The following is an 18,599-nucleotide window of genomic DNA, read 5'->3' as shown; positions in this document are numbered from 1 at the left end:
GTGATCTCCTGATCAGGCGGACAGTGCATGGGGCAGTGTGGCGTCGGCGTAGAAACGCTGGGCCACATCCGGGTGGGAACGCAGGCGGCCCTTGAGGTAGTTCCAGCCGACGTCGCGCAGCAACGGGTTGCGCGGGTCGCTGGTGGGGCCGTGGGCATCGCGCAGCAGTTCGGGCGCCAGCGGGTACACCGGCACCACCGCATCCAGCTGCGCGCCGAGGAAAAACGCCAGGGACACGCGCTCGCGGCCCACCGGCGGCGACACCACGCGGTGGACCGTGGCGCGCAGATAGCCGTTACTGGCCAGCTCGAGCAATTCGCCGATATTCACCACCAGCGTGTCGGGCCGCGGCGCGGCGTCGATCCAGCGCCCCTCCTCCACTTCCACCTGCAAACCGGCCTGCTGGTCTTGCAGCAGGAAACTCAGGAAGCCGGAGTCCTTGTGCGCGCCAACGCCCTGGCGACTCTGCCCGGCGTGGCGACCGGGGTAGCGGATCAGCTTGATATGTTCGTTGGGCTTGTCGCCGTACAGCGCGTCGAACGCATTTTCGGGCAGGGACAAGGCCTGGGCGAACGCGCGCAGCAGGCGCAACGACATCCGGGTCATCGCGTGCTGCCAGGCCAACACCCGAGGTTTGAGCTCGGGCAGCGCCGCCGGCCATTGATTGGGGCCTTGCAGGCGCGCCCAGGCCGCGGGGTGTTGCGCGACGGCCAAGGGTTCGCGCTCGGCACCGACGTCGAACTGCTCACGCAGGTCCGGCTGGCCCCGGGTGATTTCCGAGGCCGCGCGGTTATAGCCGCGAAAGTGCGGAGAGTTGATCATCCCGACGGCCAGCTTGTCTGCCTCGGGCAAGGCGAAAAAAGCCCGCGCCTGCTGCTGCACCTCGGCCAGCAATGCCGGGGCGATACCGTGACCGGTGAGGTAGAAGAAGCCGACATGCCGCGCCGCAAAACGCAGCTCATCGAGAAACGCGCTGCGCTGCGCCGGGCTGCCATCGAGCAGCGACAGGTCCAGCAGCGGCAAGGCGGTGATTGATTGCAGCATCGGCGGCTCACTCCATGAACGTCTTGGGGGAGCAACCAAGCTAAACGATCTTAAAAATCGGTAATAAATACCTTTTTAGAATTAGCTTAAGCCGTCGTCGGATCCGGGCGGACCGCGCAGGTAAAGCGCAGAATCGACAGCACCGGGCAGGCGTCGGTGGCGCCGAGCTGCAGTGATCCGATGCTGGCTTCGCTGGCAAATTCCTGGCGGTTTAAGGCAATTAGTCGCCCCGTCACCCGGCCTCATTTATAGAAAAATTAAATCGCCATTGGCCTAAAAACCAATTGACCTAAGATACTTATCGCACACTAACAATCTGCACTAGCATATGTGTACACCCATGCAAACGCCCCACCCGCAACACCTCCCTCCCACCCCGCCGCAGCCTTTAGAATAAAGCTACGAATGTTAAAATTTGTCACGTTTTGGCGGAATCAATTCGATTAGTATCTAACGCTAGCGGCGATTGAACTGTCGGCCTTGCATGCCAGAAAAGGGAGTAGGTGATGCATTTTTCCAACGTCCTCGCTATTGCACGGACTGCGTCTAAAACTGAGGATTTCAGAGCACTTATAGTTCGTACTGTACCGAATGATTTAAAAGTCGATACACGCAGCTACGGTCAACTAGTCGGTCATCATGAAGATCACGCCGATTATCGCGCCATCGTCATAGAAATCGACACGCCTTCTGCCAGCAATCAAACCCTGGACATCATAAAAAAAACCAGGCATAAAAACCCGACTGGCCTGATAGTTGTCTTCATCACGTTCGCCTCTACTCAAAGTAAAACCAAATATTATTTGGCCGGCGCGGACTACTGCCTAAAAGTCACCGAAACCTCCCCTGAAGAAAAGTTGAGTTTAGTCGAGGCGTTTCTCAATGAAACGTATCGCTTGGACTGCTGCAAACTTATTCTCGATCAGGACCGGATGTGCATTTACGGCAACGGTCAGAAACTTGAGATTTCCTTCATCGAAATGAAAGTTCTCGAGGCACTGATCTATAACCGACTGCTCAGTCACGATGAAATCGCCAATGTTATGGGGCTCAACACCAAATTCTACGACTCCCGAGCCCTGGAAAAATCCATCAGCCGCCTGCGCAGCAAAATCAAGGCGCGCTATGGCGAAAATATCATTCAGAACATCCGTGGCTACGGTTACAAGTTGAGCCGTGGAATTATTTCGGCCCAGTATTTGCACCCAACCCAGGAGAGATAGCGTCGTGAATAACGAGAAAATATCGCCTGTCACAATAGCCCAACCCAAGCTCTTCAGACAAGCGATAGTTGAGCGCAGTTGCGCACTTTGGGGCAATGAGATTCGCGTAACCAGCGCACATAATCTGCTCAATCTCCCAGAGCATTCGCAGCCTTTGTATCGCGCTCAACTTAAATGCGCCTACCGTGACGCCCTGTCGCGCATCGACCCACGCATGACTGCCGATTTCAGTCACTTACCACTTGCTTCTGCGCAGCCTGCAACTCATAAATTTCTGCGCATCGAGCAATCAGCGCTTATGTCCGACGACACGCTCAAGGAACTTATCCAGGTCGCGCATGTCTTGGAAAGCTATAAGCAGCAACTCGTTATCACTATAGAAAACCCCTTGGACGCACTTCCCGGCCCCGCAGAACGCCGCGCGATGGTGCGCCAACTGTATAACCTCAAAGACCGCAGCAGTATCAAGCTTGCCTACAATAACTACACTCTGGATACAAAGCAGGCCGACCTATTGATCGAACTGAAACTCTATGACTATATAAAAATGCCATTTCCGGATGTGCTCCTGAGACTCAGCCTGAATATACGCTCGGATCTGTTCGACCGGCTCTACGACCGCATGTTAGAGCTGATAAGCACCAGCCGAGCCTCATTCATTGCAGACAAAGTTGAATTCTCTGACAGTGCAACACTCGCTAAGCGTTTGCCTTTCAATTACTTTCAGGGCGGTTATTACTCGCCGGCCGAAAATGTATAAACCTCAACCCATAGGACCATGGTAACCACTATGAGCTCACTCAAAAAACACCTATCCACCACTACGCCCACCTTTATTCCGCTGCCCGACTTTGCGTCGCATGCGGAGTTACTCTATGGCGATATCGCTTGCCCGCTGCGAACCAAGACAGCAGAAACCCAGGCAACCAGCACGCCATTGTTTGGCAACCAGTATTTCAATTCGCACTACACTAACAATTCAACGATCGAAAAACCCGACAGCGCCAATAACGCATCAACGCCGGTCATTTACAAAACATTGCAACCCTACAATAAACTGGAACTAAACGTTCAACTCCACAGCACCGACAGGCCTCAAAAAGCGCTGGCGACCCAGACCGAAAAACCTCCGCTACAGGCACCCGACTACTGGACCTTTACACAACATGATCGAATGTTGGTCAAGGGTGGTTTACGCATTTCCTTGACCACGATCGAGTCAGCACTTATCAAAAAAATGTTACATCATGAAGAACGCGTGGTGAGTAAAGAAGAACTTATTCGCAATATTGGTCGTGAACCTGAGTTGTATCGCGGCCTGGAAATGTGCCTCAGCCGACTTCAGGAAAAATTCAAGCGCGTCAACGATGGCGAGCGTTTGTTCCGTTCGGTGAGAAATCGGGGCTATTGCTTGACCCAGAGGATAAAAAACCCCCTGGAACTCGCCCAGCAGTTTCGCTGAAAAAAAATATAATAATTCTAGAGTCGTTAATCTTGGCGTTGATCACGCTCCACTCTCTGCCTTTTTATAACAATCCGTCTCACCCAACAGCCACTTAACTATCGCTATGTGCCTGTTATAACTCGTCAGCTACTGCCCCCTGCCGTTGATTAATATCAATCTGTGCGCGCCTACGCGTGCCTGTCTATTTGGCTGTTTCAATGCCACGCCTCGCTTAAGCCTGCCACCATGAGTGGTCACCACTGGGAGCAGTAGTATGCTGAATAACCGGAGAATGCATCGTAACCTAACACCCAAAGGTCTGACCTTTTGGGGGCAGTGGACGCTGGCGTCAAGTTTGGTCGTCACACTGTTATTTGCATTGGTTATTTTAAAGACTGGCCAGCTGGAATATCCCTACCGGGTATTGGCTGCCTTTAGCATATTGGCCTCGATCCCGGCCTATATGTTATGTGACGTCTACAGCAAGAAAGATGATTACGCGGTGGGACTGGGCCGACTCTTCATGGGTTGGTTACTTACCCTGCTGATACTGGTTGCGGTGGGTATTGCCTGCAATGCTAACGCGTTGTTCCCCCTCGAAATCCTGCTACTGTGGGCGGCGATTAGTTATGCCGTGCTGGCGCTCTGTTACATCCCGGTCCACAGTCTTTCCCGCTATTACCACGGGCAACTTCACGAGCGACATAAATCGCTGATCGTGGGTACCGGTAAACTTGCTGCCGACCTGGCGAAAACACTTTCCCGGCAAAAACGCTCACCGCTGGTCGGCCTCGTCGGCGCCACGGCGACCGCAGCCCCGGGCGTGCAATCGCAGATACTCGGCGAGCTGCCGGACCTCCCGCAGTTGATCCGGCAGCACGGCATCCGCAGGCTGTACATCACCCATTCGCTGCAGGAAGCCACCCATATCGAGGCGCTGTACATCAACCTGCTGGAGATCAGCGTCGACGTCATCTGGGTCCCCGACCTCAACAACATGCTGCTGCTCAATCACTGCGTGGCCGAGGTGGACGGCCTGCCGGCGATTTTCCTCAATGAAAGCCCGCTGACCAGCCGTCCGACCGCCGCACTGAGCAAGTCGCTGCTGGACAAAAGCGTGGCCTTGCTCGCGCTCATCCTGCTGAGCCCGCTGCTGTTGCTGTTCGCCGTGCTGATCAAACTGACCTCCCCCGGCCCGGTGATCTTCAAGCAGGACCGTCACGGCTGGAACGGTCAGGTGATCAAGGTCTGGAAGTTCCGCTCGATGCGCGTGCATGACGACCACGAAGTACGCCAGGCCAGCCGCCACGATTCACGCATCACCCCCGTGGGGCGTTTCATGCGCCGCACGTCCATCGATGAACTGCCGCAGTTGTTCAACGTGTTGCAAGGGCACATGGCCCTGGTCGGTCCAAGGCCCCATGCAGTTGCGCACAACGACTACTACTCAGGGAAGATTCACGCGTACATGGCGCGCCACCGTATCAAGCCCGGTATCACGGGGCTGGCGCAGATCAATGGGTGCCGGGGCGAGACCGAGACCCTGGAGAAGATGCAAAAGCGCGTCGACATCGACCTGCGCTACATCAACACCTGGTCACTGTGGCTGGACATCAAGATCCTGCTGAAAACGCCGTTCACACTGCTGTCCAAAGACATTTACTGAGGCAAACAAAGGGGGACTTCACGTCCCCCTTTCCTTGTCTATTCAGTGATCTTCTCGAAGTTCCGATAGAACAGATCACTGTCACGGCCATCGGTCATCGTATGCAGCGAATACGCGCGATTGAGGCGCGCGCCGCCATCGCGGGTCAGCGGCGCCCACACCAGATTGGCGCGGCGCATCGTCGACAGGCTCATCAGCTCATCAAAGGGAATTGACAGGTAAAGGCCTTTGTCGAAGCTGCCTTCGCCAAAGGCTTCTTTTGACGCGGTGGTGCGGGTGACCCAGGCGCCAATCCGCACGCCATTGTTGAACTCGCGCGACAAGTCCAGGGTGGCGCCCCAGTCCCGGGCCAGGTAGCGACCGACACTCAGCGCACCCTGTGTGTTGAACGGCAAGTCGGTGTAGCCGGTGATATGCCCCGTGACCGTGCGGTAGTCGCGCAGGCTGAAGTCCTGTTCGAACCCGCGCTGACGCACGTAGTTCAGGTCGGCGCCCAAGGCCCAGCGCTGGCCCATCGGCCGGTACAGCACCTCACTGCCGACACCGGCGTACATCGATTCCAGCAACCCGCCGTAGACCATGCCATACAGGTCCTGATCCAGTCGCACCGCGTGGTTGAGCTGGAACGTCGGCACGGTCACGTCAGAGCTGGTCATGTACTTGCGCAGATCGGTACGCACGCGCGGCAAGCCGCTGGGCGCGTCGTAGGTGAAGCCATCGTAGTTGTTCAGCAGGTTGACGCTGAGCAGGCCGCTCCACCAGGTGTTGCGGGTGAAGCGGTATTCGGCGTCGAGGTCGGCGGAAATCTGATACAGCAGGCCATCCGGCCCGCCGACGTTCTGCTTGTAACCCAGCCCGACGCCGTAGCTCAGGGGCTTGGGCGCTTGGGTGTAAAGCAGCGTTTGCGCCTGGGCGCTGGGCGGGTTGACTTCGGTCTGGCGATGCAGGGTCTGCAGGGGCTCGCGTTGGTTGACCACCTCGCGGAACGTCTCGCGGGGCACGCTGGTTTCTTCGATCGGCATGGCGTACCGCTCGCTCACCAGGGTGAACCAACTGATCTGGTCATTGACGCTGTCGTCCAGGATACGGCTGGCGCGCCCCACGGCCTTGGCGCTGTAGAAATAGCGCTGCTGCTCGCCATACACCAATAACTCAGGGCCGCGCTGGGCAATCCGCTGCACGTTATAGCCGGCATTGTCCTGCAAACGCTTGGACACCGCGGCCCAATCCACCTGATCCATCGCGACGCTCGGCGCCTGGACGGGCAGCTTGGGCGCCGGCGGGTCGTAGGTTTTGACCGGCGCCTTGCGGCTGACGAAATTGGTGTGCAGGGTGATACCGAACATCGCCGTGTTGCCGCGCTCCCACGCGGCACTCAGGTCGACGGAGTCGGCCACCTTGTAAACCAGCCCGAGGTTGACCGGCGAGTCCTGGCGCAGATGGTTGTTTCGAGGCTCGTTTTGGTAGTCGTTGCCCTCGTATTCCAGCTTGAGGCTCAACGGCGCCCAGGGTGTCTGGTAGGCGACGCCGCCAAACAGCGCGGGCCGGCCGCGGAAGTAACCGTTGGAGAAATTGCCGGAACCTTCGGCGGTGGGCCGCTCGTTGAAGCGATCACTCAGCGCGCCCAGCGGGTTGCCGAAATCGCCCCGGCTGCCCAGGTAACCCCAGGCGATGCCCGCACTGAAATCGAATTCGCCATAACGCTTGTTGGCCACCAGGTACTCGCTGGAAAACAGCCCGGTGCCGCCCAGGTCGAGCATCCCCAGCGCGACCTGGGGCAACCAGTGGCTTTCCTCGTAGAGACGCACTTTGGCGTCGACGGCCTTGTCCTTGTAGCTCTGGCTGCCACTGAACGATTCGGGGCCATAGGGGCGGTTGGTGATGGCGGTGTAGCGAAAGGTGCCTTCGAGCCAGTCCAGCGGTTGCGCGGAAAAACTGTAGCGACTGTAAGGTTCGGTGCGGTTGGCATTGACGCTGAGTTCGCCGGCCGGGGCCATGCGTGCGGTCGGGGTTTGCAACAGCCCGACCCCGCCAAAATCACTCTGGGTGTAACGCGGATCGCCGTGCGCGACGCCACAGGGCACCAGCAGCACGGCTGCAATACATAATTTCAAGGCGTGACCTCAGCCAGGGGTTGGGTGGCAAGAAACTCGGCCAGTTGTTGGTTCAGCTCAGGGGTGGGCGGTTCCAGGTCGTCGCTGCGCAGCGGCACCAGCAGCGTGCTGCCCGGTGCAGGCGCGGCCGCCGTCTCGCGGTTCCAGGGGGCAATGCCCAGGCGCGTGACCAGGCCGTCGGGCTGGATCAGCCACAGATAGTCGACGTCGGCCCCCGCCACCGCCGGGCATTCGTCGAGGTAATCGCGTGCCGCCCGCATCGGTTGGAACACCAGGGTGCAAGGCTGCGCGACCGCGCCCAGGACGCGCACACCTGCCGGCCTGGGCGGGTAGATCAGTCGATCGCCGTCGCTGACCCGCAGGTTGGGCGCAAAGCCGACCTCCACCGCCACCGGGTCCAGCATCGCGCGTTGCCGGCCGGTCACCGGCAAGGCCTGCACCTGTCGGTAAACGCGCGCCGCCAAGTCGGCCCGGCTGTCGTACCCGGCGGCCAAGGCAGCCTGGCGCAACGTATCCAGGTCAAACAGCACGCCGGCTTTGAGCCGGGCCTGGGGCTCGATCAATGGCTGGTGCAGCCAGGCCGCCGCCAGCCAATAGCCCTGGGCATCCGGTTGTGACGCGATGATCGCGTCGAGCAAACGCGCCTCGGGCGGCAGGGCGATCGGCCCGGGGTGCAGGACTTGGCCGCTCACCGTCAGGGCGGCGTGGCATGCACTGGCACAACTCCACAACAGCGCCAGCGCCCATCGTTTGCGGGCGGTCATCGGGCCTCCTTGCGGGCGGGTTGCAGTTGGGTGATTTTCAACGTGAGGCGCGGGCTGAGGTGCTGTTCGCTCTGCACAATGAAGCCGTCAGTGGGGTCGACCCAATAACGGTTGCGCGCACGAAACCCCAGCGCCTCGGCTTCGATGTCCTCATCGACGCGCAACAAGGTGTAAGGCTTGTCGAGGATCTCGAGCGTCTCCATGCCCTCGCGGGTCAGACGGCTGGTGACGGTGATGCCGACGCGATAGCCATCCACCAGGTCGATCTGCCGGCTGCTGCGGTAGCCGTCCGGCACGCGGTGCAGCCCCTGCTGGAACGGCGACTGCCCTTGCCAGCGCGTGCCATCCAGATCAGTGCCGAGGCCAACGGTACGCACCACCAGGCCATCGCGCATCAATAGCACCTGTTTGCCGGAGGCGACCCAGAACTGCAGGTCGTCGCGCTGACGAATCAACGCCATCACGCCTTCGCTGGACACCGTGGTCACTTTGATCTGGGGAAACGGCACGGCGTCCACCTGGGCCTGGCTCAGCACCAATGGCGCAGGCCCGACGACGGCCGCCTTGAAGGTATCGAGCGAGGCCTGCATCAGTGGATTGCAGCCGCACAACAGCCACGCAAGGCACACGTAAATACCGGTTTTCACACTGTTCACGCAGGTTCCACCCTTATCGGCTGTTGGCTTCGCTCAGGTTGTTTTGGGTGGAAGCACCGGTGCCGATGATCGAGGCGGAAGGTATCAACTGACTGATGACCCGGTTCCAGCGGGTGATATTGGCGGGGCCGACGAACACCACGTCCTGGGGCTGCACGTCGAAGCGCGTGGCCAGGGCCATGGCTGCCGGGGAGCCGGCTTGCAGATGGAAGACCTTGGCCGGTTGCGTGTCCAGGTTCTGTGCGCCGCGGATCACGTAGATCGCATCGGCGTTCGAGGTGTTCTGGTTGATGCCGCCCACCGAGCCCAACACATCCGTGAGGTTCATGCTGCGTGTCTTGAAACTCAATGCGCGGGGCTGCATGACCTCGCCCATCACATAGATGCGCTTGCGGTCGTTGTAGGGCAGGTACAACTGGTCACCGTCCTTGAGGTAGATATCGTTCAAGCGCGACGGGTTGAGATTGAACGTGTCCAGGTCGAGTGTGTAGCGCTTGCCGCCGCGGGTCAGCGTGAGGTTCGAGAGATCGGCATTGATCGGATCGACGCCGGAAGCACCGATGGCCTCCATGACGCTCATCGGGATGGTGGTGATCGGTACAGGCCCAGCCTTGAGCACTGCCCCGGTGATCACCACTCGCTGGCTGGCAAAACGCAGCACACTGATATCCACCTGGGGGCTGTCGATGTACTGACGGAGCTTATCGGTGATTTCACTGCGCAGCGCCGCGAGGGTGCGGCCCTTGGCAACCACTTCGCCCACGTAGGGGTAGAACAGGTTGCCGTCGGGGTTGACCAGGCGCCCGTTGGCATCGATTTGCTGCTGCGGACCGGAAGGCGCAGTCAATTCCGGATGGTCCCAGACCGTGATGTACAACGCATCATTTGGGCCGATCAAATAGGGCCCAGGTTTATAATCGAGCAGTTCTTTGGGAAGCGCATAAGAGACTTGAGTCGCCGCGTCCATGGCCAGCAACTTTGGAGTAATCGGGATCAACTCCACGCGACTGCTTTCAGCACCGCCCTCCTTGGTCATTGCCTCGGTGTCCATATATTGACCGGGCGCAAACATGCAGCCTTGTAACAATGCGGAGGCCACGACCGCCACAGAAAAAATACGCATCATAGTGCTAAGACACTCGCGATAAACGACAAGAAAAAAAGACTACTTGGGAGGGGTTTCCAAGCAGTCTTATAAAGCGGAAGGCGTTCTGTTAGTTGCCGGTACCGGTGGTACCCGTGGTGCCAGTGGTGCCTGTGGTGGTGCCTCCATTGGCGCTGCCACCGCTGCTGGACGCGGCGGCGACGCCCGCGACCAGGGCCGCGCCGACCAGCAGGGTTTCCCCCACCGTCACAGAGCCGACCACCGCGGTACTCAGGCCAAGCGGCAACTCGGCAGCCATGGCAGAAGTACTCAAGAGACTGAGCACAATAATAGCCAGTTGTTTTCTCATATCAGACTCCTTATCGATAGTGAGCATTTAGCAAACGAGCGGGTGCCGCTGAAATACACCTTGATAGTGCCACTCAAGTAAACAACGCACCAGCCCGGACATTACCCGGAAAGTTGAACGTATTCATTCGAAAATAACATTTCTAGAAGCCAGCCCCCGTGTATCAACACGTTGAGGCCGCGAAACTAACAAGGCTGGCGGTTTAACATCGGAGCAAATGTTATTAATTGTCGGAAAACCTCAGGCCCGGCCGTACTTGTCTTCGAAACGCACAATATCGTCCTCGCCCAGATAAGAACCCGACTGCACTTCGATCAATTCCAGCGCAATCACGCCAGGGTTCTCCAAGGCATGCACCTGGCCAATGGGGATGTAGGTCGATTGGTTCTCCGAGACCAGGTACGTCTGTTCGCCATTGGTGACCTTGGCCGTACCGCTGACCACGATCCAGTGCTCCGCACGGTGATGATGCATCTGCACCGACAGCTTGGCGCCGGGCTTCACGGTGATGCGTTTGACCTGGTAGCGGTGGCCGCTGTCGATGGCGTCATACATGCCCCAGGGCCGGTAGACCTCACGATGGTTGAGGTGCTCATGACGCCCGTCGCGCTTGAGTTGGTCGACAATGCCCTTGACCTGCTGCACCTGGTCCTTGTGCGCCACCAACACCGCGTCCTTGGTTTCGACGATGATCAGGTCCTGCACGCCCACCGTGGCGACCAGGCGGCTGTCGGCGTTCACGTAGGTATCGCGGGTATCCAGTTGCAGCACATCGCCCTGCAGCACGTTGCCGCCGTCGGTTTTCTCGCTGGCTTCCCATAACGCCGACCAGGAACCGATATCACTCCAACCGGCCTGCAACGGCACCATGATCGCGTCGCTGGTTTTTTCCATCACCGCATAATCGATGGAGTCGTCCGGGCAGGCGGCGAATAGCGCCTCATCGACCCGGGTGAACAACTGATCCTGGCTCCCCGCGGCCAACGCCGCGCGGCAGGCCGTGAGAATCGCCGGCTGCAAGCGTGCCAAGGCGTCCAGGTAACGGCTGGCACGGAACATGAACATGCCGCTGTTCCAGTAATGATCGCCCCGCGCCACGTAGTCGGCGGCGGTGGCGGCATCCGGCTTCTCGACGAAACGCTTCACCGCATACCCGCCCTCGCCCACCGCCTCGCCCTGCTCGATATAGCCGTACCCGGTGTGCGCGCTGGTCGGCGTGATGCCGAACGTCACCAGCTTGCCGGCCTCGGCCAGCGGCAGCGCCACCGCAAGGCTGGCATGAAACGCAGGAACATCTTCAATCAGATGATCCGCCGCCAGCACCAGCAGAATCGGGTCGCGGGACTCGTCGAGCGCCTTGCAGGCCGCCAGCGCAATCGCCGGCGCGGTATTGCGCCCCATGGGTTCGAGCAGGATGCTCGCCTGCTCCATGCCCAATTGACGCAATTGTTCGGCCACCAGAAAACGGTGCTGCTCATTGCAGATCACTTGCGGCAAGGCGACATCCGCGCCCTCCAGACGGCCGATGGTCTGCTGCAACATCGACAGGCTTTTATGGGTCAGGCGCAAGAACTGTTTGGGGTTCAGTTGCCGCGAGAGCGGCCACAGGCGCGAACCCGAACCGCCCGCCAAGATCACCGGTAATAACATGAACGCGTCCTTCGATAGAGGGTCAGAAATAGGCACGGGTGTTCTCGTGTACACGTGGGCTGTAGCGCAGCTCATCCAGCGGCCACCAGCGGTAATGCCGATGCTGCTCGGTGGGCGGTTCCAGGACCTGATTCTCGGCAAGGGTCAGGCAATAACCCAGCACCACGTAGTGGGTGTCCGGGCCGTTCCCGGCGTTGGCGAAGACGCTGTCGTCGTAGAAGTGCTCGAACACACCCAGCAGCTGCGCATCGGCGCGTTCGAAGGTGTGGCCGAGTTCTTCGCGGGTCAGGCGGCGGAAGGCGTCATCCAGGGTTTCGTTTTTCTGGATGCGCCCGCCGGGGACGAACCAGAAGCCATAGGCCGGCCGGTTGATCCGCAAGCCCAGCAACGTATCGCCGTTGGGTTTTCTCACGATCAAGTCGATGGCCACCAACGGCGTCGACGTCACGACCGTATTGAAGGTCGGTAAATCAAGCCACATAAGCGTCAGACCTGTGCCATAAAGCGTTGGAGGACACGCTCTTTATCGAGAAAATCCGCGGCGTAGTTCAACGCCACCCTGTTGCGCACAGGCAATGCCAGCACCCGCTCGATCCCTGCATTCAGGGCGCTGACCGATTCGGGTTCGACCCGCACGGCAATGCCCGGATGCTCGTCGCACAGCCGGCCAAGGGTGGTGTCGGGGTCGGCGGTGATGATTGCATTGCCGCCGACGGCCAGAATATTGGTCAACTTAGAGGGCAATACCGAATCCGCCGCGCCGCGTTTCTGGATCACCAGGTGGACGTCCGCCGAGGCCAGCAGCGCAGGCAAGTCTTCATAGGCCTGCAACGGGGCGAAGACCACGTTGTGCAGGCCCTCGCTGTGCGCGCGCTGCAGCAGGCGGGCCTGGCCGGCGCCCTGGCCGACGATCAGAAACACCAGCTCCGGGCGATGGACGTGAGCCTGGGCGGCATCGAGGATCAGTTCGAGCCCCTGCTTCTCGCCGATGTTGCCCGAGTACAACAGCACCCGCTTTCCCGCCGGCACGCCGAGCCGTTCCAGCAGCCCGCTGTTGCGCGGTACGTCGAGGAAACGCTCGGTCTCCGACCAGTTGGGAAAGAACAGCAGGCGCTGCGCCTCGACGCCTTTGCCGGCCGCCTTCTCCAGCATGCCGCTGGATATCGTCGAGACCCGGTCAAAGCGCCGCAGCAAGCCGCGCTCCACGCCCCACGCGAGTCGCCGCAGTAACGGGCTGCCGCCCAGGCCCAGGCCGAACATCGCATCGACTTCATAATCCTGGATATGCAGCACGGACTTGGCGCCACACAGCCTGGCCAACAACAAGGCCTGGGGCGCGCAGAACAAGGTCGGCACCACCAGGATGACCAGGTCCGGTTTCCAGCGCAGTTGCCCCAATACCGCCAGGCACGAGCTGGCGGAAAAGCTGATCAGGTGCAGCAAGCGCTTCAGCGCCGTGGGCTTGCGCGGCACGTACAACGGGCAGCGCACCACCGTCACGCCGTCGACCTGTTCGGTGCGAAAACGCCACGCCGAGTAGCCCTCGCCGACCTGCCATTGCGGGTAATACGGCGGCGCCGTGACCACCCGCACCGCGTGACCCTTGCTGGCGAGCCAGCGCGCCTGTTCACCGCTGTACTTGCCGATGCCGGTCAGCTCGGGGCTGTAGTTGATGCCATACAAAAGGATCTTCATTAATGGCCCCGAGGCTGTTCGAGGGCCGCGAGATACGCGTTGTAGGCATCGCGCAGCCCCTCCTCCAACGGCACGTAGGCTTCCCAGCCGAGGGCGTTGATACGGCTGACATCGAGCAACTTGCGCGGCGCACCGTCGGGTTTGCTGGTATCGAACCGCAAACGGCCCTTGAAGCCCGTGACCCGGGCCAGCGCCTCGGCCAGTTCGCGGATGGTGCAATCCACGCCGGTGCCGACGTTGACGTGGGAACGCATGGGCTCGGTGTGTTCGCCATAGCCCTCCTGGCTGAGTTCCATCACATGCACGCTGGCGGCCGCCATGTCATCCACATGCAGGAACTCGCGCCGTGGCGCGCCGCTGCCCCAGATCAGCACTTCTTCGTCACCGCGCTGTACCGCCTCATGAAAACGGCGCAGCAAGCCGGCGATCACATGGCTGTTGTCCGGGTGGTAGTTGTCGCCCGGGCCGTACAGGTTGGTCGGCATCACACTGCGGTAATCGCGCCCGTGCTGGCGGTTGTAGCTTTCGCACAACTTGATGCCGGCGATCTTGGCCACGGCGTAGGGTTCGTTGGTCGGTTCCAGCGAGCCGGCAAGCAGCGCCTGCTCGGTCATCGGCTGGGCGGCGAGCACCGGGTAGATGCACGACGATCCGAGGAACAACAACTTGAACACCCCATGAGTGTGGGCGGCGTGGATCACATTGGCCTGGATCATCAGGTTCTGGTAGATGAAATCGGCGGGGTACGTGGCGTTGGCGTGAATCCCACCGACCCTGGCCGCCGCCAGGTACACCTGGTCGACCCTTTGTTCGGCGAAATACGCGTGCACGGCCGCGGGGTCCAACAGGTCCAGTCGATCGCGGCCGGCGGTGAGGATCTGGGTATAGCCCAAGGCCCAGAGGCGGCGCACGATGGCCGAGCCGACCATACCGCGATGGCCGGCGACAAAGATCCGTGCGTTCAGATCACGTGCCATGCTCAGTTCTCCACGGCAATCGGCGCATCGTGGCCGTGCAGGCGCAGCAACGCGTGGCGCCGCGCGATTTGCAGGTCTTCGCGGACCATCTCCGCACACATCTGCTGGGCGCTGATTTCCGGCACCCAGCCCAGCTTCTGCTTGGCCTTGGACGGGTCGCCCAACAGCGTCTCGACTTCCGCCGGGCGGAAGTAGCGCGGGTCCACCCGCACAATCACGTCACCCACCAGCATGCCGGGCGCCAGGTCGCCGTCGATGTGCTCGACCACCCCGACTTCCTCCACGCCCTCGCCGACAAAGCGCAAGCGCAGCCCCAGTTCCGCCGCCGACCAGCGAATGAAATCGCGCACCGAATACTGCACCCCGGTGGCAATCACGAAGTCTTCGGGACTGTCCTGCTGCAGCATCATCCACTGCATGCGAACGTAGTCCTTGGCATGGCCCCAGTCGCGCAAGGCGTCCATATTGCCCATGTACAGGCATTGCTCCAGGCCCAGGGCGATGTTGGTCAAGGCGCGGGTGATCTTGCGGGTGACAAAGGTTTCGCCACGACGGGGCGACTCGTGGTTGAACAGGATGCCGTTGCAGGCATACAGCCCGTAGGCTTCGCGGAAATTCACGGTGATCCAGTAGGCATACAGCTTGGCCACGGCATAGGGCGAGCGCGGATAGAACGGCGTGGTTTCCTTTTGCGGGGTTTCCTGCACCAGCCCATACAACTCAGACGTGGAGGCCTGGTAGAAGCGGGTCTTCTTTTCCAGGCCAAGCAGACGGATGGCCTCGAGGATGCGCAAGGTGCCGAGGGCGTCTACGTCGGCGGTGTATTCCGGCGAATCGAAGCTGACGGCCACGTGGGATTGGGCGCCGAGGTTATAGATCTCGTCCGGCTGGATCTGCTGGATGATGCGCGTCAGGTTGGACGAGTCCGCCAGGTCGCCATAGTGCAGGATCAGGTTTTTATGCAGGGCTTGGGGGTCTTGGTAAATGTGATCGATGCGCTGGGTATTGAACGACGAAGAGCGGCGTTTCAAGCCATGCACGACGTAGCCTTTTTCCAGCAACAGTTCCGCCAGGTAAGAACCATCCTGCCCGGTAATCCCGGTAATAAGCGCGACTTTTTTCATGTCTATCTCCCAAATAATAGGCGAGCGAAGGCCGACACCCGAACTTGGGTGTTTGTTAAAAACGGTCAGTTATTTCGGTATGGGCAGCGTCAAGTTATGTCCGGTCAACTTTGAAAGTTCGCGGACGATTGAGTCCTTATCGTCTAAGTGAGCGATCGCGGTTTCCAGTTCAAGCACCTTGGCGCCCACCAGAAAGCGGTACCAGTAACCTTGCAGCAAGTGATAAACCAGGCCGCTGCGGCCATCGAGAAAACCCAGTTGAACGATGTAGCGCCAGAGGAAGTACGCCGTCGAACTCAAGGTAAACGGCACGCGGTTATACACCCGGTTTTTAACCAGGCGCTTGAGCTTGGCCTGGAACGAACTGTGGCCCTCATTCAATTCATGGCGCACCGCAAACAACCCCAGGCGTGAGTTGATGATCTCAATCGCTTCACGGGTCGCGTACTGGTTGTGCTTGTGGGTGAAGAACGTCAAGTCGTGCAGGTTGTGATCGGCAAACCCGCCCTCCAGGGTGATGGTGCGACCCTCGGCCACCGAGATGTGCTCGTCCATCCAGCGATCTTCGATGCGCCCCTGCCCCGTGCGCCACAGCCGCAGCATCTTCAACGGGTAGCGGCCGCCATGGCGCACCCAGCGGCCCATGAAAATATGCTTGCGCTTGAAGTTGATGCCGGTGATGCCCTGGTCCAGCGTCGGCAGCCGCGTGTTGATCTGCGCCGCCAGATCGGCCTCGATGATTTCATCGGCATCCAGGCGCATCGTCCAGTTACCGGTGATCGGCAAATTATCCAGCGCCCACTGGAACTGCTTGGCCTGGTTGACGAACGCGTGCTGCACCACCAGGGCGCCGTGGCGCCGGGCGATCTCGCAGGTGTCGTCGCTGGAGAACGAGTCGACCACCAGCACTTCGTCGCTGAAGGCACGCACCGACTCGATCGCGCGGGCGATATGCAGGCTTTCGTTGTAGGTGAGGATGATCACACTGACGGTTTCGCGTTTCATGTCAGCCACCGTGCAGGTGAGGCAGGTTATGCGGTGCGGTCATCAGGCTTGACTCCCTTGTCGTGGTGCAGGCTCTTGCAGATGCTGGGTACGCTGGCCGATAAGCCGGGTCGGATGCCCGGCATGCACGGTCCACGCTTGCGCGATGTTTTTGATGACGAGCGCGCGGGCGCCCACGACGACGCCATCGGCAATACACACGCCCAGCGTGATAAAGGCATCGGCACACACCCATACGTGCTCTCCGAGCACGATCGGTTTGGCGTAGAGTTGAAAGTTGCGACTGTTGTAGTCATGCGACCCGCCGCACAAATGCGCGCCCTGGGAAATCACGCTGTAACGCCCGATAGAAATCAGCGCCATGTTGTAAATATTGGTGTCATCGGCAATGCCGACATGGTCACCCAGCTCGAGATTCCACGGCGCCCACACTTTGGCCCGCGGATAAACATGCACACCCTTGCCCAGGCGCGCGCCGAACAGCCTCAACAGAAACGCCCTCCACCCATGAAAGGGACGCGGGCTGGTACGGAATAGCAGCACATAGACCGTGTTCCACAGTTGCCGCCGCAACCGATGGGACAATGAAAATGAAGCGGCGCGATACGGATCATTGCCTTGGAGAATCATGCAAGGCACTCCCGCACGATCTCCAGCAAACGCTGCGCGCCGCGTTGGATATGAAAGCGCTCGGTAAAACAGCGGCGGGCGCGCCCGGACATGTCCGCATACTGCTGCGGGTCGAGCCGCAACCAACGGCGCAGGTTATGCACGGCGCCCAGCACCGTGTCGTCGCTCACAAAGCCAACCGCGTCGGCTTCGATTTCGCGCCAGATGTTGACCTTGTTGCTGATCAGCACCGGTTTGCCGCAGGCCAGCGCCTCCGCCACGACCACGCCGAAATTCTCCTGATGGGACGGCAGGCAAAACACCTCGGCGGCGTAAAAGGCGCCCCATTTCGCGGCGCCCTGCAACATGCCCGGCCACGTCACGCGGTCGGCGATCCCCAGTTCCACGGCCTGCGCCTGCAGCGCCTGCACCCAGCCGCCTTGATCGGGCCCGGCCATGACCAGGTGCAAGCGTTCGTCTTCGCCAGCCACTTGGGCAAAGGCTTGCAGCAGGTGGTCGCAGCCCTTTTTTTCGTGGATGCGGCTCAGGAACAACAGCACCCGTTTGCCCTTCAACACCGGATGCTCATCAACAAAGCGCTGCGCCAGCGCTGCACCGCCCGCCGGCGGGCTGGAGGTGCCATAGGCGGTGACCGTCTCTTTGGCGCGGTACAGCCAAAATGACTCGCGCGCACGGATTTTCTCTTCTTCACTGGTAAACACCACGCGCTGGGCATCCCTCAATACGCGGTATTCACCCCATGGCCAGTACAGCCATTTCTTCAAATGCTTGAGCGGATATGCGTGCTTGAACCAGGGGTCGAGCATGCCATGGGTATAAACGATGTAAGGCCGCCCCAACTTGTGCAGGACCTGGCGCGCAATAAACCCGTGGTACTGCCACAAACCGTTGACGATAAAAAAATCGTAGTCACTGGCGTGTTGTTCCAGCCATTGGCGGATCCTGGCGTTTACGCCATACCCAAACAGGCTCGGCCCCATGAAGTGAACGGTTCCCGGGTAGTCGACGGCGAAGTCCGCATCCAGCGTCAAGACATCCACGAGATGCCCGTTCTGCTGGAGAATCTTGTCGATTTCGCGGGCAGCGTTGATGGGGCCGCCCTTTTCCGGTTTAACCGAAGAGATGATTCTTAATAACTTCAAGTGCTGTCCGC

Annotated in this window: 18 protein-coding genes; 4 read left to right on the top strand and 14 right to left on the bottom strand. The window is 60.0% G+C overall.

Features of this window, described 5'->3' with window-relative positions; genetic code table 11:
- Positions 1-12 precede the first annotated feature (12 nt).
- Positions 13-1,044, bottom strand: coding sequence for an isopenicillin N synthase family dioxygenase (locus tag LQ249_RS12855; RefSeq protein ID WP_046383820.1), 1,032 nt, complete (start codon positions 1,042-1,044; stop codon positions 13-15).
- A 506-nt stretch (positions 1,045-1,550) separates the two neighbouring features.
- Here LQ249_RS12855 and LQ249_RS12850 point away from each other — a divergent pair.
- From LQ249_RS12850 to LQ249_RS12835, 4 genes are all read left to right on the top strand, one after another.
- Positions 1,551-2,267: a winged helix-turn-helix domain-containing protein gene (locus tag LQ249_RS12850; protein ID WP_057004815.1), complete on the top strand. Its 717-nt coding sequence runs from the start codon at positions 1,551-1,553 to the stop codon at positions 2,265-2,267.
- Positions 2,268-2,271: 4 nt separating this feature from the next.
- Positions 2,272-3,027, top strand: a complete 756-nt coding sequence (locus LQ249_RS12845; RefSeq protein WP_169865575.1) for a hypothetical protein — start codon at positions 2,272-2,274, stop codon at positions 3,025-3,027.
- A 30-nt stretch (positions 3,028-3,057) separates the two neighbouring features.
- Positions 3,058-3,729, top strand: a complete 672-nt coding sequence (locus LQ249_RS12840) for a winged helix-turn-helix domain-containing protein (RefSeq protein ID WP_057004817.1) — start codon at positions 3,058-3,060, stop codon at positions 3,727-3,729.
- A gap of 256 nt (positions 3,730-3,985) precedes the next feature.
- A complete protein-coding gene (locus LQ249_RS12835; protein WP_108526496.1) occupies positions 3,986-5,377 on the top strand; it encodes an undecaprenyl-phosphate glucose phosphotransferase in 1,392 nt (463 codons plus the stop codon).
- Positions 5,378-5,415: 38 nt separating this feature from the next.
- On the opposite strand, the gene LQ249_RS12830 is transcribed toward LQ249_RS12835, so the two are convergent.
- The 13 genes from LQ249_RS12830 to LQ249_RS12770 all read right to left on the bottom strand — a co-directional run bounded on the left by LQ249_RS12830 (position 5,416) and on the right by LQ249_RS12770 (position 18,588).
- Positions 5,416-7,491, bottom strand: coding sequence for a YjbH domain-containing protein (locus LQ249_RS12830; RefSeq protein WP_232566510.1), 2,076 nt, complete (start codon positions 7,489-7,491; stop codon positions 5,416-5,418).
- Positions 7,488-8,255, bottom strand: coding sequence for a capsule biosynthesis GfcC family protein (locus tag LQ249_RS12825; RefSeq protein WP_046383826.1), 768 nt, complete (start codon positions 8,253-8,255; stop codon positions 7,488-7,490). The genes LQ249_RS12830 and LQ249_RS12825 overlap by 4 nt, the downstream gene beginning before the upstream one ends.
- Complete coding sequence (locus tag LQ249_RS12820; RefSeq protein ID WP_046383827.1) at positions 8,252-8,911, bottom strand: YjbF family lipoprotein; 660 nt, start codon at positions 8,909-8,911, stop codon at positions 8,252-8,254. Before LQ249_RS12820 ends, LQ249_RS12825 begins: the two co-directional genes overlap by 4 nt.
- A gap of 13 nt (positions 8,912-8,924) precedes the next feature.
- The gene (locus tag LQ249_RS12815; RefSeq protein ID WP_128192480.1) at positions 8,925-10,037 is read right to left on the bottom strand and encodes a polysaccharide biosynthesis/export family protein; all 1,113 of its coding nucleotides are present in this window, start codon (positions 10,035-10,037) and stop codon (positions 8,925-8,927) included.
- Positions 10,038-10,125: 88 nt separating this feature from the next.
- Positions 10,126-10,365: a hypothetical protein gene (locus LQ249_RS12810; protein WP_046383829.1), complete on the bottom strand. Its 240-nt coding sequence runs from the start codon at positions 10,363-10,365 to the stop codon at positions 10,126-10,128.
- A 240-nt stretch (positions 10,366-10,605) separates the two neighbouring features.
- Positions 10,606-12,015: a mannose-1-phosphate guanylyltransferase/mannose-6-phosphate isomerase gene (locus LQ249_RS12805; RefSeq protein WP_046383830.1), complete on the bottom strand. Its 1,410-nt coding sequence runs from the start codon at positions 12,013-12,015 to the stop codon at positions 10,606-10,608.
- Between the two features lie 22 nt (positions 12,016-12,037).
- On the bottom strand, positions 12,038-12,496 hold the full coding sequence (locus LQ249_RS12800) for a GDP-mannose mannosyl hydrolase (protein ID WP_232566509.1): 459 nt from the start codon (positions 12,494-12,496) through the stop codon (positions 12,038-12,040).
- Positions 12,497-12,501: 5 nt separating this feature from the next.
- Positions 12,502-13,710 (bottom strand): glycosyltransferase WbuB, encoded by a 1,209-nt coding sequence (locus LQ249_RS12795; protein WP_108526500.1) that lies wholly within the window; start codon positions 13,708-13,710, stop codon positions 12,502-12,504.
- A complete protein-coding gene (gene fcl, locus LQ249_RS12790; RefSeq protein WP_046383833.1) occupies positions 13,710-14,687 on the bottom strand; it encodes a GDP-L-fucose synthase in 978 nt (325 codons plus the stop codon). Before fcl ends, LQ249_RS12795 begins: the two co-directional genes overlap by 1 nt.
- 2 nt (positions 14,688-14,689) lie before the next feature.
- Positions 14,690-15,811, bottom strand: coding sequence for a GDP-mannose 4,6-dehydratase (gene gmd, locus LQ249_RS12785; protein WP_046383834.1), 1,122 nt, complete (start codon positions 15,809-15,811; stop codon positions 14,690-14,692).
- A gap of 69 nt (positions 15,812-15,880) precedes the next feature.
- Positions 15,881-16,816, bottom strand: coding sequence for a glycosyltransferase family 2 protein (locus LQ249_RS12780; RefSeq protein ID WP_046488486.1), 936 nt, complete (start codon positions 16,814-16,816; stop codon positions 15,881-15,883).
- Positions 16,817-16,858: 42 nt separating this feature from the next.
- A complete protein-coding gene (locus LQ249_RS12775; RefSeq protein WP_046383836.1) occupies positions 16,859-17,446 on the bottom strand; it encodes an acetyltransferase in 588 nt (195 codons plus the stop codon).
- A complete protein-coding gene (locus LQ249_RS12770) occupies positions 17,443-18,588 on the bottom strand; it encodes a glycosyltransferase (RefSeq protein WP_046385314.1) in 1,146 nt (381 codons plus the stop codon). Before LQ249_RS12770 ends, LQ249_RS12775 begins: the two co-directional genes overlap by 4 nt.
- Positions 18,589-18,599 lie beyond the last annotated feature (11 nt).

The organism is Pseudomonas sp. 7-41 (assembly GCF_021233075.1).
In the GTDB taxonomy this organism is placed as follows: domain Bacteria; phylum Pseudomonadota; class Gammaproteobacteria; order Pseudomonadales; family Pseudomonadaceae; genus Aquipseudomonas; species Aquipseudomonas veronii.
This window is presented reverse-complemented; position numbering and strand designations above follow the sequence as displayed.